This window comes from Planococcus sp. BI3, assembly GCF_056680115.1.
The window spans coordinates 1-14,577 of the sequence record NZ_JBWXPQ010000002.1 but is presented as its reverse complement, the minus strand read 5'-3'; the positions used below and the strand labels follow the sequence as shown (position 1 = coordinate 14,577).

Annotated in this window: 15 protein-coding genes; 12 read left to right on the top strand and 3 right to left on the bottom strand. The window is 42.7% G+C overall.

The window, feature by feature from the left end; translation table 11 throughout:
• The first annotated feature begins 18 nt into the window (after positions 1-18).
• From AC1MEO_RS19240 to copZ, 12 genes are all read left to right on the top strand, one after another.
• Complete coding sequence (locus AC1MEO_RS19240) at positions 19-585, top strand: copper resistance CopC family protein (protein WP_101191814.1); 567 nt, start codon at positions 19-21, stop codon at positions 583-585.
• Positions 582-1,676 (top strand): copper resistance D family protein, encoded by a 1,095-nt coding sequence (locus AC1MEO_RS19235; protein ID WP_101191813.1) that lies wholly within the window; start codon positions 582-584, stop codon positions 1,674-1,676. Before AC1MEO_RS19240 ends, AC1MEO_RS19235 begins: the two co-directional genes overlap by 4 nt.
• A 28-nt stretch (positions 1,677-1,704) precedes the next feature.
• On the top strand, positions 1,705-2,391 hold the full coding sequence (locus AC1MEO_RS19230) for a DsbA family protein (RefSeq protein ID WP_149456927.1): 687 nt from the start codon (positions 1,705-1,707) through the stop codon (positions 2,389-2,391).
• Positions 2,391-2,831 (top strand): disulfide oxidoreductase, encoded by a 441-nt coding sequence (locus tag AC1MEO_RS19225; RefSeq protein WP_101191811.1) that lies wholly within the window; start codon positions 2,391-2,393, stop codon positions 2,829-2,831. The genes AC1MEO_RS19230 and AC1MEO_RS19225 overlap by 1 nt, the downstream gene beginning before the upstream one ends.
• Before the next feature lie 104 nt (positions 2,832-2,935).
• Positions 2,936-3,643, top strand: a complete 708-nt coding sequence (locus tag AC1MEO_RS19220; RefSeq protein ID WP_101191810.1) for a cytochrome c biogenesis CcdA family protein — start codon at positions 2,936-2,938, stop codon at positions 3,641-3,643.
• A 28-nt stretch (positions 3,644-3,671) separates the two neighbouring features.
• On the top strand, positions 3,672-4,208 hold the full coding sequence (resA, locus tag AC1MEO_RS19215) for a thiol-disulfide oxidoreductase ResA (protein WP_101191809.1): 537 nt from the start codon (positions 3,672-3,674) through the stop codon (positions 4,206-4,208).
• A gap of 13 nt (positions 4,209-4,221) precedes the next feature.
• Positions 4,222-5,880: a cytochrome c biogenesis ResB family protein gene (locus tag AC1MEO_RS19210; protein ID WP_101191808.1), complete on the top strand. Its 1,659-nt coding sequence runs from the start codon at positions 4,222-4,224 to the stop codon at positions 5,878-5,880.
• Entirely contained in the window at positions 5,877-7,061 is a 1,185-nt protein-coding gene (gene ccsB, locus AC1MEO_RS19205; protein WP_480336164.1) for a c-type cytochrome biogenesis protein CcsB, read from the top strand. The genes AC1MEO_RS19210 and ccsB overlap by 4 nt, the downstream gene beginning before the upstream one ends.
• A gap of 208 nt (positions 7,062-7,269) precedes the next feature.
• The gene (locus AC1MEO_RS19200) at positions 7,270-8,157 is read left to right on the top strand and encodes a hypothetical protein (protein WP_480336163.1); all 888 of its coding nucleotides are present in this window, start codon (positions 7,270-7,272) and stop codon (positions 8,155-8,157) included.
• A 583-nt stretch (positions 8,158-8,740) separates the two neighbouring features.
• The gene (locus AC1MEO_RS19195; protein WP_262499811.1) at positions 8,741-8,863 is read left to right on the top strand and encodes a metal-sensitive transcriptional regulator; all 123 of its coding nucleotides are present in this window, start codon (positions 8,741-8,743) and stop codon (positions 8,861-8,863) included.
• A 199-nt stretch (positions 8,864-9,062) separates the two neighbouring features.
• On the top strand, positions 9,063-10,067 hold the full coding sequence (gene gap, locus AC1MEO_RS19190) for a type I glyceraldehyde-3-phosphate dehydrogenase (protein WP_149456933.1): 1,005 nt from the start codon (positions 9,063-9,065) through the stop codon (positions 10,065-10,067).
• A 52-nt stretch (positions 10,068-10,119) separates the two neighbouring features.
• Positions 10,120-10,326, top strand: coding sequence for a copper chaperone CopZ (gene copZ / locus AC1MEO_RS19185; RefSeq protein WP_101802113.1), 207 nt, complete (start codon positions 10,120-10,122; stop codon positions 10,324-10,326).
• Positions 10,327-10,766: 440 nt separating this feature from the next.
• Here the strand turns inward: copZ and AC1MEO_RS19180 are convergent, their stop codons facing one another.
• From AC1MEO_RS19180 to AC1MEO_RS19170, 3 genes are all read right to left on the bottom strand, one after another.
• Entirely contained in the window at positions 10,767-11,483 is a 717-nt protein-coding gene (locus tag AC1MEO_RS19180; RefSeq protein ID WP_298829992.1) for a hypothetical protein, read from the bottom strand.
• Between the two features lie 24 nt (positions 11,484-11,507).
• Positions 11,508-12,947: an MATE family efflux transporter gene (locus AC1MEO_RS19175; RefSeq protein ID WP_142830107.1), complete on the bottom strand. Its 1,440-nt coding sequence runs from the start codon at positions 12,945-12,947 to the stop codon at positions 11,508-11,510.
• A 315-nt stretch (positions 12,948-13,262) separates the two neighbouring features.
• The coding region (locus tag AC1MEO_RS19170) for a multicopper oxidase family protein (RefSeq protein ID WP_480336160.1) at positions 13,263-14,577 on the bottom strand (1,315 nt) is incomplete at its 5' end.

Here is a 14,577-nt window from a genome sequence, read left to right as displayed (position 1 = left end):
GTAAAGAGGTGAAGTCTAGTGAAAAAAGTGGTCTTATTCCTATTATTTTTCTTATCTCTAACATCATCAGCCGTCTTTGCGCACACCGCATTGGAAAGTGCTAACCCTGCAGAGGGAGATGTAGTCACCGAGGAATTGCAAGAAATGGTATTGGAATTCAATACCGACTTGGAACAAGGAAGCTCTTTTACGGTGGAAGATGAAAGAGGACAGGAAGTTCCAATAGGTGTTGAAATTGGTGGACAGTCCATGACAGGGACGTTAGGGGCGGCAATAGCAAACGGCACCTATACGGTCAACTGGAAGATCATCGGAGCTGATGGCCATCCCATTGAAGGAACTTATGCCTTTACCCTAAAAGTCAGTGAGGACTTAATCTCTTCAGGGATAACAGAAGAAGCTACGCCGTCCACTGAGGACGAACTGGCAGACCAAGGGGAAACGGAAGAACCTCTAAATGAAAATCTAGCGGCTCCTCAGGAAACGACTAATGCACCTTATGTGATGGTGATTGTGTTGATGATACTGGCAGTGATTGCTGTTGGCACGTTGATGTGGGTGTCGAATAAAAGGGGAAATAAATGATTTGGATTTATGTAACAGAGACTCTGCTGTATCTATGCTTTTCCCTGTTGATCGGTACATTGGTGATTCAACTGGTTCCGTCTCACCTAAAGCCCCACTTGAAAATCAACAAACGTGTGTTGCAAGTGGCCATTCTGGGAATCGCCTTCTTGTCTGCGGCACCGGTCATTCGATTAATTCTGTTTCTCTATGAAGATATCGGTCTTTTAGTAACAACTCAAAATGTCATAGGAGAATTCGAAGTTGGGCAAGCCTGGACCGTAACTGTTTTTATTTCGGTATTTTTCTACCTTTTTGTGTCGCTTGTTCCAGTCTTTAAAAGAAAAGCATTTATAGGCATTGCGCTTGTTTTTTCCTTTATTCTGCTTTTGGCGGTGGGATGGGCAAGCCATGCAGCTTCCCTGACCGACTGGAGTGGCTTTGTTGTTCATACGCTGCATTTTACAGCTGTCGCGGTTTGGGTAGGCTTGTTGTTGGTGGTGAGTTGGTTTTCGACTACTGCACAAAACTGGCTGTCCTTTTTAAAATGGTATACACCGGTAGCCCTCAGTTGTTTGGCGATTGTCGTCGGTTCAGGAATTTTTATCATGACATTGGCGGTGGATGTAACGGAATATCAAGATGCTTGGATGATGCCCTACGGCCAGGCAATCTTGCTGAAGCATTTACTGGTACTCCCTGTTTTGTTGTTCGCTTGGATTAATGGGGTCTGGATGAGAAGAAAACTCCAACGTGGAGAAGACATAAATCCGGTTCCTTGGTCAAGGGCAGAAAGCGTCGTCTTGCTGTTGATTTTTGCGGCAACTGCCGTATTGGGCCAGCAAGAGCCTCCTCATTCCATTGAAGCCTACTTGAAGGGAAGTGGTGCCTCCGATCTCTTCCGTTACTTTTATTCGGGGCAGATCGATCCCGCGATGCACCTGCAAGTTGATTTCACTCTTCTGGGCTCGTTGTTCTTTGGGGTAGCTGTCATTTTTGGTTTTCTTGTTCTCTACTGCTTTAAGCAGAAGGCACCTTCATTCGTTTCCTTATTAATGAGCCTATTTAGTGTGTTGGCATTGTATGTAGGATTGATGATGAGTATTTCTTAAATAAACCTATACAGAAAAGAGGAAGATTATGAATAACAATCAGAAAAAAGCTAAGCCATCCGGCTTGAAGTTTGCGGTTCTCTTAACATCTTTAGCAGTTGTGATTTTGGTTGCGATTGTGGTTTTGACTAATCAACAAGAAGCGCCAGCAGTGGAAACGGCACAAATCGATCTCAGCGGACAGCCGATTTTAGGCGAAGAAGAAGCTCCAGTTACAGTCGTCGAATTTGGAGACTTCAAATGTCCTTCTTGCAAAGCGTGGGGAGAAACGGTTTATCCGCAACTCGTTCAGGATTACGTGGACACAGGAGAGGCGAAGTTTTCCTATATCAACGTTCTTTTCCATGGAGAGGAATCTACGTTAGCTTCTCTAGCGGCAGAATCCGTTTATCAACAAAGTCCGGAAGTTTATTGGGATTTCCACAAAGCTCTATTTGCGGCACAGCCAGAAGTAAACCATGACGGGGCCTGGATCACTCCTGAAAAAGTTCTGGAAGTGGCAGCAGTTTATCCATCAATCGATCAAACGAAATTGAAAGAAGATATGGAAAAGCAAGCCACAATGGATGCTGTGGAAGTTGACACAGCGTTAGTGGAAGAAGCTGGAGTTGCCCAAACACCGACGATTGTTATCAATGGGCAGACATTAGAAGATCCGTTTGACTATGAAGCGATTAAAGAGCTGATTGAACAAGAATTGATGGGTGAGGAGTAATGGAGAAAGAAAGAATACAATCCAGCCAAAATGCGATTTTGTTATACGGTGCCTGGTTTGTGGCATTGATTGCGACACTTGGCAGTCTGTACTTCAGTGAAATCAAAGGATTCATTCCTTGTGAACTTTGTTGGTATCAACGAATCGCGATGTATCCACTGGTCTTGATTTTAGGAATTGCCACATTCCGGAACGATGCAAAGGTATTTATTTACGTCTTGCCTTTATCGCTTTTGGGAGGAAGTATTTCGATTCTCCATTACCTGGAACAAAAAGTACCTGGCTTCGGGGGGATTAAACCCTGTGTTAGTGGTGTTCCCTGCAGCTCTGAGTATATCAACTGGTTTGGATTTGTGACAATTCCTTTCCTCGCGCTGATTGCCTTCATCTTGATTTCAGTAGCCATGGTGGTCTTAGTGGTCAAAAACAAGAAGGATTGACCTTCGATTTTTCAGCGTTACCTATCGATTCCGCAAGAAGTCCGTTTAAATCATAAGCAGGTATGACTGGTTCATGCTGTAAATTTTTATAAGGAGATGACCATGTGGCAGAAGTCAGTTTACTTCTAGCGTTTGGTGCAGGACTGTTATCATTTCTTTCTCCCTGCTCCCTGCCGCTGTATCCAGCTTTTCTCTCGTACATTACCGGTGTTTCAGTGAATGACTTGAAAACCGAAAAAGGCGTGATGAGGCGCAATGCGTTGATTCACACCATTCTCTTTTTAATCGGCTTTTCCATCATTTTTTTGGCATTAGGATTATCCACTTCATTTATCGGATCGTTCTTCTTGGAAAACCAAGCTCTTTTACGGCAATTAGGTGCGATTTTGATGGTATTTTTCGGTTTGGTACTTACAGGTATTTTGAAGTTTGATTTTTTGTTGTCAGATAAAAAAGTCCATTTCCAAAAAAGACCCTCTGGATATGCCGGTTCTGTTTTGATTGGTATTGGATTTGCGGCAGGGTGGACGCCTTGTACGGGACCGATTTTGGCAGGGGTCATTGCACTTGGCGTAGCCGATCCGGATAGAGGGCTCCTCTATATGCTGTTTTATGTGTTAGGCTTTGCGATTCCCTTCCTTTTGATGTCCCTGTTCATTGAGAAAATGAGCTTTCTAAAGAAAAAGAGTGCGCTTTTCATGTCAATTGGCGGCGCATTGATGATTCTGATGGGTGTTTTATTGTATTTTGATATGATGACAGAAATTATTGCTTTCCTTTCTCAATTCACAGGAGGATTTACAGGATTCTAACTGATTAGATAGAAATGAGGGTTTTTACATGACAGTTAAAAAGAAAAAGCGGTCTTATGTACGGGCGGCTATCTTACTGGTGATGGCAGGAGCCATCGTTTTTACGATTTACAACAGCTTTGCAGGTGAAAAAAGTGAACTATTGCAAGTGGGAGATGAAGCTCCGGACTTTGCCTTAGTGGATCTTGAAGGTAAAGAACATCAATTATCGGATTACCAAGGTCAAGGCGTGTTTGTGAACTTCTGGGGGACTTGGTGCAAACCGTGTGAGAAAGAATTTCCGCTGATGGAAAAACAATATCAAGTGTACAAGGACCAAGGCGTTCAAATCTTAGCCGTCAATATTGCTCAGTCCGATTATGAAGTGAGACAATTTGCGGAACAACGGGATTTAACCTTTCCGATTGTGATTGATAAAACCAAAAGTGTAATGGAAGCTTACAACATTCGTCCCTTGCCGACTACACTGCTGGTCAATCCTGAAGGGAAGATCACGAAAATCATTACCGGGGAGATGTCTGAAGAGGACATTGCCAGCTACATGGAAGAAATCAAACCCGAATAAGGAGATTTTTTAGATGGAAAACGTACAATGCCAATGTGGCCATACGAATCCTCCTGGCACGAAGCTTTGTGAGTCGTGCGGGCGCTCTTTGACTGAAAAAGATCAAAACAGCAAGCTAGTGGATATGCGTTATGAGGGCACAGCCAGACGTTCCCAAACCTATAATAAATCCATCATCGATAAAATTTGGAACTTCTTTTCAAGTGTCAAAGTAGGAGTCAGCATTATTGTCGTCCTGTTGGTAGCTGCAGCCATTGGCACGATCCTGCCCCAGCAAGCTTTTGTTCCAGCGAGTACCGAAGCAACGATCCAAGCTTATTATGCCGATACGTACGGCAGTGTTGGACGCGTCTATCATGCGCTTGGGTTCCATGACTTATACAGCTCCTATTGGTTTATCGCATTGGTCGGGATGTTGGCCATTTCGTTGGTAATTGCCAGCTTGGACCGTTTCGTCCCGCTTTATAAGTCGTTAAAGAACCAACGGGTTTTGCGCCATCCAAGCTTTATGGACAAGCAGCGCATTTATGGCAGCGGCCCTGGGGCTGAAGATGCACTGGAAAAAGCAGAAACGAAATTAAAAGAGTTGAAATACACTGTCCGGACAGAAAAAAATGGACTATTGGCTGAAAAAGGCCGTTTTTCCCGATGGGGCCCCTACGTCAATCACATCGGTCTGATTATTTTCCTTTTCGGCGTCATGCTGCGGATGATGCCCGGATTTTATGTCGATGAAACGCTTTGGCTGCGCGAAGGCGAAACCAGAGCGATTCCTGAAGTGCCGGGCTATTACCTGGAAAACAAAAACTTTAAATTGGAAACGTATACGGGCGAAGGAGAAGACGCGAAGTTCGGGGAAGCAATCGATCGGGTGGGAACGGTCGTGAAGAACTACCAAACAGATATCGTTCTTTATCAAGAGCCGGAAGATAGCCTGCCCGGTGCAACCGATAACTTGGAAGTCGTTCAAGAATACCCGATCCGTGTCAACCAGCCGTTGAAATTTGATGGCTATGCCGTGTATCAAATGGATTATAAACTGAATGAATTAAAGGCAATGACATTCGCGTTGACGAACAAAGAAACGGAAGAATCATTGGGGGAATTGACAATCGACTTGATTAATCCGGATGCACTGTACGAATTGGAGACTGGATCAACAGTAGAACTGCTTGGTTATTACCCAGATTTCTCTGGTTTTGAAGATGGAGAACCGCAAACTGCGACCCCTTTGCCAAACAATCCCGGTTTCCTGGTGGAACTGACTACCCCAGAAACACCGGAAGGGGAAACAAGCTTTATCACCATCCAGAATACGGTGGAACCACTCGGTGAAAATCAATACAAATTAACCTTTCAGAATGCGGATACGCGTAATGTCTCCGGTTTAACGGTTCGCAAAGACAGCACCTTGCCGATTCTTGGCCTTGGCGGTTTGATCTTCATGATTGGTGTCGCGCAGGGGATGTACTTTAACCACCGCCGTTTCTGGATTCAGCAGAAGGCTGATGGCACGATCCTGCTTGCTGGCCATACCAATAAAAACTGGTTCGGCTTGAAGAAAGACCTGGATCGAGTGGTTGACTCTGCTAAATTGCCTGCTTACACAGATCAGCAGGATGAAATCGATAAAAAAGAGAAAGCGGAAAAGGAAGGTGAGTCTTCGTCATGACATTAACCGAGATTAGCTCGAATTTACTGTACGCTGCGTTCTTTGCTTACCTGATTGCCACTTTCGTTTTTGGTGGAGCTGTTAAAGGCAATAAGAAAGGAACGTTCAACTCGGAACAACGCTGGGGAAAAGTAGCGATTACGATCACCGTGATTGGCTTTCTTGCAAACCTCGGCTATTTCTTCACCCGGTGGATCGTATCGGGACATGCACCTCTCAGCAATATGTTTGAATTTACGACAGCGTTCGGCATGACGCTTGTAGGAGGATTCATCATTCTTTATTTCCTCTATAAAACACCCGTTTTAGGAATGGTTGTATTGCCGGTGGCCTTGTTGATTATTGCGTATGCAAGCATGTTCCCGAGTGAAGTCAGCCCGCTTATCCCGGCGCTTCAAACAAACTGGTTGGCGATTCACGTCAGCACGGTTGTCATTGCGGAAGGGATCTTGGCCATGAGTGCGGCAGCGGGGTTGATTTACTTGCTCAAAGGGGTGGATTTGTCAAAAAAGTCAAAGCAGCGATTTTGGCTGGAAGGAATTCTGTATTTTTTGGTATTAGTCGTAGGTTTTGTTATTTCAAGTTCTTACTTCACCCTAACAAATTATGAAAACACCTTTCAGTATGTGAACAAAGATGATCAGGAAGCCACGATTATTTATAACATGCCCCCTATTTTCGGTATGAATGAATCGGTTCCAGTAACAGAGGATGCCATGACACCACTAGTCGAAACCCCAGCGTTAGTAGATGCTAGTAAACTGACGACTGTCACGTGGTCTTTGTTAGTTGGAACTGTTCTATATGTCCTAATTAGATTGATTACCCGCCGGAGAATATCGCAACTTATTCAACCACTAATGAAAAATGTCAATCTTCAACTGATGGATGAAATTAATTACCGTGCAGTGATTATCGGCTTTCCATTATTTACTCTGGGCGCGCTGGTCTTTGCCATGATTTGGGCTCAAATCACCTGGTCCCGTTTCTGGGGCTGGGATCCGAAAGAAGTCTGGGCGTTGGTTACTTGGTTATTTTATGCGGCCTATTTGCATTTACGTCTCGGCAAAGGTTGGCACGGTGAAAAATCAGCCTGGTTGGGTGTAATCGGTTTTGCGATTATCATGTTCAATTTAATAGTTGTCAACTTAATCATTGCGGGACTGCATTCATACGCGTAAAAAAAGCGCCTCTAGAGCGCTTTTTTTCCTGTCGACTTAATTTATGAACGCCTCTGGACACGACTCAACCAAGTTTTGTTGGCTTACGGGCAACTTGTCAAAACATCTTCATTTTCTGTTCATTCGCTGCTCAATTGAGCGATTTTTTCTTTTGTATCAGAAACTCTAACCAAAACTAGCCACAATACAGAAAACTGAGGTGGAAAATATGTTCAGGAAATTAGTGATTTTATTATTCGTCGTATTTTTCATGGTGCTGATTATTTTTACAGCTATCATGTTTTTGAAAAATGAAGTCGAGGTCTATTCGGATAAAGAAGTGACGTTGGCGATTGAAAAGCCTATGTTCATCAACTTAAGTGAATCGGTAACCACTGAAAAAGGCAGCGATAGGACAGTTGTCTATGACATGTCTTTGCTTGGCTTGAATGTCGGAACTTACACATTGGTCGAACGGACACTGGAAAACGGGACATCGCTCATTTTCGAAGAAATTGAAAATACCGGATGGATTCCCTATGCACTATCCTTGAATGTCAAAAATCTAGCTGAGTCCGAATTCAAATCTTGGAACCCGGAAGCTGCGGCAAGCCTGGACGAGGAAATCTACGGTCCAGACCCGACAACCAATCCGTATGGAGTCTTCACTAGAGGAAATACAGAAATTTTGCAGGGGAATGTCTTCGTTTCACGTAACCTGCAGCTGGGCAATGGGGACTGGGTACAAGAGCTTCGCCACGAAATCCCTGAATTTACTTTAGAGGAAGGTGTTTTAGCTAAAAATTACTGGCTGCCGCCAAAACATCAGAGCCAAACCTGGATGATGATCGGGCAAGAACCATTGTTCGAAACGGAAGAAGCAGAAGATGGGTGGATCACTTTTTCGCTTGAAAACCGTCTAGCCCAGTTAAACTGGCTGACGCCTGAAGGGCCATTGGTCAAACTGCAGTTGACCGATGATCCTCGTACACAACTGGCTTATGGCTATACAACCGAACGGACAGCAAACGTAAGTTTCAACGAATGGAATGAAAACTCGCCTTCTCTGTTCTTTGAATCCATGATGTTGAATTCAGAAAACGACTTGCAGCGATAATCGATAAATTCGTTGAAATTGATACTTTGCTTTAGCAAGTTTCCAATTATGTACGGATGTTACCGCTAAGCCCATAACGACATTTAATTTCCATTCATTGGGATAGCTATCAAGGTTCCAAGCAGCACCGTCACATAGATATTCCCTTTTATAATTGAAAATCCAGATCGATTTGCAAAAACTATTAGTTTTCTTATTTGCTAGACGAGTAAAAGTTTACATATGAGGGATTATCGGAAGGATAGAAGCGATAGAATTAGCTTCTTTCCTTCCTTTTTTTCGTTTAAGTGTACTTTTACGAATGCTTCAGTGTATATAATAATTATATCCAAAGATATTTTAAAAGAGAGATTCAGTTGAAGAAGACAAGACAGAAACTTTATCTTAGTCTTTTATAAAAATAGAAGTTATACTTATGACCAAATCACACTAAGGGTATGGTATAAGAATATTATATACGTTAGTGAATCATCTGGATAAATTCTTATGTAATCAGCCAAGTATACTTAGAACAAAAAGTGAAAAGCAATAAATCCTTAATCCTTTAAAATGAGTAGAAGGTCAAGCCCATGATATCCAAAGAATGTTTGATGAAGATTGTAATTATGTGAATATATTAATTCAAATTAATGCTATTCAAGCTGGACTAAAAAATGTAGGGTTTTCGACAATAGAACGCCCTATCAAGCGCTGGGTGGATAAGTAACGCTATTCAATCAAAGATAGATAATAAAACGATTGAGGAATTAATGTATGGAATAAAGGAGTTTTCGAAGTAGGGATAGAAAGATAACAAATGAAAAATGTACAACATTCGTTATAACGGAAACGACTTGTGCTGCCTGTTTATTCGAGTTAAAATTGTCTGAAAATAACTAAGTTTCTATATTAGAGGAGGAAAATAAATGACTACAAGATTAGCTATTAATGGGTTTGGACGTGTAGGAAGAACAACATTAAGAAGATTATTAGATACAAATTCAGATCTGGAACTAGTTGCTGTGAATGATTTAGCTAATATTGAAAACTTAGCTTATTTATTAGAATTTGATACAACTTATGGGCGATTAAAGCAGGATGTTCAGGTACATGAAAATGTCTTGGTTGTTGGTGAGAAGGAAGTTAAATTCTACCAAGAAGCTGATGCAAAGGATCTCCCATGGAATGAGTTGCAAATTGATATCGTGTTAGAAGCAACCGGTATTTATAAAACGGCTGATAAGGCTCAGGCACATCTTGACGCAGGTGCTAAAAGAGTAATTATAACTGCTCCAGCAGATCAGGAAACGAAGATGATCGTTTACGGTGTTAATGAGGGCATTGTTACAAAAGACGACATGATCATTTCTTCAGCTTCTTGTACAACTAATGATTTAGCTCCAGTTGCGAAAGTATTACATGATAACTTTGGAATTGTAACTGGTTATATGACTACAATTAAAGCCTATACACCTTCGCAAAAATTACATGATAGCCCTAATAAGGATATGAGACGCGGACGGGCAGGGGCGATGAATGCAATTCCGACTTCTACTGGAGCAGCAAAAGCTGTCGGAAGAGTCATTCCTGAATTAACCGGAATTATTGACGGAACGGCAGTGAGAGTACCACTTTTAGGTGGGGCAATAGTGGAGTTTTATACAAACTTAGAAAGAAAAGTAACAATTGAAGAAGTGAATGAAGCCATGAAAGAAGCTGCGAGTCCCTCGTTTGAATACTCTGAAAAGCTAATTGTGTCCTCAGACGTTGTTGGAACCTCAGCCGGAGGTATTTTTGATGCCACATTAACTGATATCGTTGAAAATGGGGATAAGCAGCTTGTTAAAACTGTTTCTTGGTACGACAGCGAATATGGATTTGTATCTAATCTGGTTCGTTTGACTGAACATTTTGCTCAAGTCATTAAATAAATGTCAATTGAAATAGCCGGTTTTAAATCTTCAAAAAGGGAGGTGAGAAAACATGCAAACCAAAACTTTAGATGTTAGGGGAATGACTTGTGGCCACTGCAAAATATCAGTAGAAGGCGCGCTAAAAGGTTTAGAAGGAGTATCTGCTGCAGAGGTAGATCTAAACTCTGGTAAAGTGGAAGTTACCTATGACGAATCAAAAGTTTCCTCAGAGAATATGAAAGAAGCTGTTGAGGAACAAGGCTATGACGTAGCATAAAAATAGATGATATAAGTGAGTTTCCTATATTGAAAGCTCGGTTTTTTTGAAATTTGCTTATTTGAGGTGGACGCCATCCAAACATCACCATCTGGTATGCCGGTTAGCAAAAGAGACCTCACTATCCGGTACGTTTCGCCTGCCTAGTTCCGTGACATTTAGGTTTCGATTTGCAATCTATTTGTGATTTGGTAAATTTCCATAATTTCCGCATTTGTATAGTTGCCGTTGCGCTTCATCTGGATGACATTGGATTTCTTTCTCAGGATAGAGTTGTTTCAGTACCCTTTTTTGCCCCCTTTTTGAAGCCATACAGAAAAACGCCTTGCATAGAATTTTGGTATTTTCATACCTTTTTTCAATGCAAGGCGTTTTTTAGTTTATGTTTTTAGGTTAATGTCCAAAGTGATACCGAATTAATTTATGCTCTTTCTTGCAAGTTAATTTCTATCAGCGACTTTCATGACAAATGGAAAAGCGAGAACGCCCGCGTCTGAGAATTTGAATTCAACCCATAGTTTATAAAAACCAGGTGAAGGGAACTGAGCTTCAAATACGGGTTTGTCTTCTGATACTGGATGGACGTGGATAAATTTTTCTCCTTGTTCATCCAGCACAACTACATGGCCTAATGCCCCTAAGTAAGGCAAAGGAGTTTCGCCGTTTAAATCAAAAGATAGAGCAGCTGATTTTCCGGCAGTCAGCTTTGGATGGTGAAACGTAACGGTTTTACCCTCGACTTCTTTTGTAGCACTATCCCTTTCCGCAAGCATCTCCCAATCGATGCTTGGGGTGTCAGTAACCTTGCCGACTGTTATCGTAATTGGCTCGATAACATAAGTCATTCTTACAGGATTGATATCCGCGAAAGCAAGGTAACTTCCCGGAGGCAGTTCCAACACCACTTCGAAATCTCCAGAAGCATTTTCGATGGGGTGGACATGTAAAAAAGTTTCTAAATCTGCACTGGTAATAACCAGGTGCATTCTTTTTTCGTGAGTTTCAGTTAAAGCTACAGCATTGTTTTCTTTATCACGAACTTTAATCGTCACTATCCCGTAGTTATAAGTGATATTTATTTGGACTTCGGGAAGTTTTTCATCCATATCATGATATTTACGATTTTTGTGATGTTCATTGTGATGTTCATGTTCCAAAAGAAACTCCTCCTTTTTTCTCCATTAGTAGTTGTTTGCATTTGTAGACATGTTTTCTTTAGTTGTTTGTGGATGGCATTGTGCCTCAGGTTCTGGTGCTTTCTCCAGTGCCATCCATCTCCCGCGACTGAATTGAATCACTAACACTACTGCACGAAAAGCAATATCAATGCCTATCGCCATCCACACGCCAGCCAAACCCCAGCCCAACTGTATTCCTAACAGGTATACAAGCAGTGTGCGGATGGCCCACATACCAAAAGCGGTCAGATACATAGGAAATTTTGTGTTGTTCGCCCCTTGAAATGCCCCGGTCAAGACCATGAGTACTGCAAGAAATGGTTGAAAAACACCCGATATTTTTAAAGCTGTTCCGATATCATTGATCACTTCGGGGTCTTCTGTAAAGAAAGTGGCGGCCCATTCTCCAAAGAAGAACAAGACTCCCCCCAATAACGTCATACATACTACCGTGAACTGAGTGGAAAGCTTCGCATACTTTTTGGCTTCTTCCAGATTGCCGGCACCAATCTGCTGGCCAACCAAAATCGTTGCCGCGGTAGCAAAGCCATATCCGATCATGTAAGAGAATACTTCAACATTTCCGGCAATTTGATGAGCCGCAAAGGCATTGGTTCCAAGTGCGACGACGAAGCCGAAATAGACAATCTGTCCGGCCCGCATGACCAATCGTTCACCTGCTGCAGGAGCGCCAAGAGTAGAGAGTTCCATTAGATGTTGTTTGTCTGGCTTCCAATATTCTTTTCTGAATGCCAGCACTTTTTCTTTGTTGATGTAATAGAAAAGGGCTAAAGTGCCAATCAAACGGGAAATTACCGTAGCTATGGCAGCCCCGGCAATTCCGAGTTCCGGAATGAACAAGAAACCGAATATCAACACATAATCAAGCAAAGCATTGATGCCGTTAATAACTATACTGATCTTCATAGGCGTTTTAGTATCACCGGCTCCACGCAGAATTGCACTCATTACAAACATTAAAGACATGATGACAGAAGGGATTCCGACAATCCGGAAATACTGCGCCCCCAACTCCAGGACTTCATCTTCAATGCCCATGAGCCGAAGCAGCGGCTCTGCAAAGAACCACGTAGCGAGACCGGTGAGAATTCCAAAAAGAACAGCTAGAATAATGGACTGCTGGGAAATGTGCCTGGCTTTTTCTGGTTGGTTCGCACCCAGAAAGTTAGCAATTCGAACATTGGCTGCAACACCGATTGCCATAAAAAGGGCGAAGTAAACCGCAAGGACCGCATTCGTGATTCCGACTGCTGACACGGCTGCCAAACTAAGGTGAGAAACAAAGTACGTATCTACGAAACCCAGCAATGTTTGAAAGAAGTTCTCTATTACAGCGGGTATAGCTAAAATGGCAATTATCTTCAGTCGTTCTCTGTCTGTCTTAGGTTGAAGAGGTTGGTGGGTCAGCAACTGCTCTTTCATCGATTTTCTCCTTCCCGGAACTCCTGCTTACAAAACAAAAGCACACGTAAAGTGTGCTATGTTCCAAGCTTTAAGAATTCTAAGATGTCGTGTTACAGCTTACAAAACCTTTTCAGAATGAAGTAAGTTGGAAACCTTTTATAGAAAGTGATTTTTTTACTTTCATCACAACAATTCTTGTTTCACTGCTGTAGAGGTGATTTAAAACTGTAAACTTAAAGTCGACTATTTATTCCTAAGGTGCTTGAAATATTCCAGCACTTTTGCTGCTCATCAGGAGTGCATAAAGGGGCGATTTCAGCTTCTTTTTCTTTGCTAGTACACTTCAACTTGCCCCATCATGCCATTATCTTCATGTTCCAAGATATGGCAATGAAAAACGAAAATACCTTCTTCAGGGAATGTGACAAGTAATTTCACCCTTTCACCAGGCTCGACCAACACGCTATCTTTTAACCCTTGTTCATTCGGTTGCGTTTCCTTGCCATCACGGGAAATAATTTTGAATTGAGTGCCGTGAATATGGAAGGGGTGGATCATTCCGCCCATCATATCAGGTTTATTATAAATTTCCCATACTTCTGTAACGCCTTTTTCCTGGCGCAAATCAATGCGGTCCGGATCAAATTTCTTCCCGTTGATCGTCACCATATCCATCATTCCAAACAACTCAATTTCCTTCGTGACAGGCATCGCTTTTTCCTGTTCGCTCAGGAATGGCTCATCAGCTGTCCACTTTTCGGTTGAATCAACGGGAGAACCATCGAGAGCTACATCAAACGGTAGTAATTCTGCGCCTTCATCATTGATAATGGCGAGGGACTCCTCATCAGTCATTGATGAAAAGTCGATAAGAATTTCAGCGCGCTCCGAAGCTGCTAGTGTCAACGTTTCGATTTCAACAGGTTCATCCAGCAAGCTCCCATCAGAAGCGATTTGAGTGAAGCTGGCGCCGTTGCTCAAGCGGAATGTGTAATTTCGCGCATTAGCTCCGTTCAAAAGCCGAAAGCGCATGACGGGTTTGGTGACAGTCAGTTTGGGATTAACGGTTCCATTGACGATGGAGGTATCGCCTAAGGTTCCGTCAACGTCCATAAGACTGTCGTAGTTCAATTGCTTGTTTTCATCAAACAAGCGGTCCTGGAAAATGAGGGGGATATCATCAACTCCGTACTCATTAGGAAGCTCTGATTCAGAGCCAGAGGCCTCATCAATGAGCAGCATCCCGGAAAGGCCTTTGAAAACTTGTTCGGCTGTCGAGCCATGAACATGAGGATGGTACCAAAGGGTGGCGGCCGGCTGATCCGCTTCTAAAGTGATGATTTGGCTGTCACCGGGCTGAATTTCACCGCGTGGACCGCCATCTATTTCACCAGGAACTTCAAGACCGTGCCAATGGAATGTTGTCGGCTCATCCAATTCATTTGTGATTTTGACATTTACACGTTCGCCTTCTTCCAACCTAAGCGTGGGACCAAGCAGATTGCCGTTATACCCATAGGTGTCAGTCGAGACGCCCTCGAAAAATTCAGTGGCACCTTCTTGGGCGGTGACTTCATAATCGAATTCTTGACCTTGCTTCTTTTCCAACACAGGGGGAATAGGCAGCTCGTTTATTCCCTCAGAGGAT

Excerpts from the sequence above, each read along its gene's own strand:
- AC1MEO_RS19235 (WP_101191813.1), top strand. The coding sequence starts at position 582 with ATGATTTGGATTTATGTAACAGAGACTCTGCTGTATCTATGCTTTTCC.
- AC1MEO_RS19230 (WP_149456927.1), top strand. The coding sequence starts at position 1,705 with ATGAATAACAATCAGAAAAAAGCTAAGCCATCCGGCTTGAAGTTTGCG.
- AC1MEO_RS19225 (WP_101191811.1), top strand. The coding sequence starts at position 2,391 with ATGGAGAAAGAAAGAATACAATCCAGCCAAAATGCGATTTTGTTATAC.
- resA (WP_101191809.1), top strand. The coding sequence starts at position 3,672 with ATGACAGTTAAAAAGAAAAAGCGGTCTTATGTACGGGCGGCTATCTTA.
- AC1MEO_RS19210 (WP_101191808.1), top strand. The coding sequence starts at position 4,222 with ATGGAAAACGTACAATGCCAATGTGGCCATACGAATCCTCCTGGCACG.
- ccsB (WP_480336164.1), top strand. The coding sequence starts at position 5,877 with ATGACATTAACCGAGATTAGCTCGAATTTACTGTACGCTGCGTTCTTT.
- AC1MEO_RS19200 (WP_480336163.1), top strand. The coding sequence starts at position 7,270 with ATGTTCAGGAAATTAGTGATTTTATTATTCGTCGTATTTTTCATGGTG.
- AC1MEO_RS19195 (WP_262499811.1), top strand. The coding sequence starts at position 8,741 with ATGTTTGATGAAGATTGTAATTATGTGAATATATTAATTCAAATTAAT.
- gap (WP_149456933.1), top strand. The coding sequence starts at position 9,063 with ATGACTACAAGATTAGCTATTAATGGGTTTGGACGTGTAGGAAGAACA.
- copZ (WP_101802113.1), top strand. The coding sequence starts at position 10,120 with ATGCAAACCAAAACTTTAGATGTTAGGGGAATGACTTGTGGCCACTGC.
- AC1MEO_RS19175 (WP_142830107.1), bottom strand. The coding sequence starts at position 12,947 with ATGAAAGAGCAGTTGCTGACCCACCAACCTCTTCAACCTAAGACAGAC.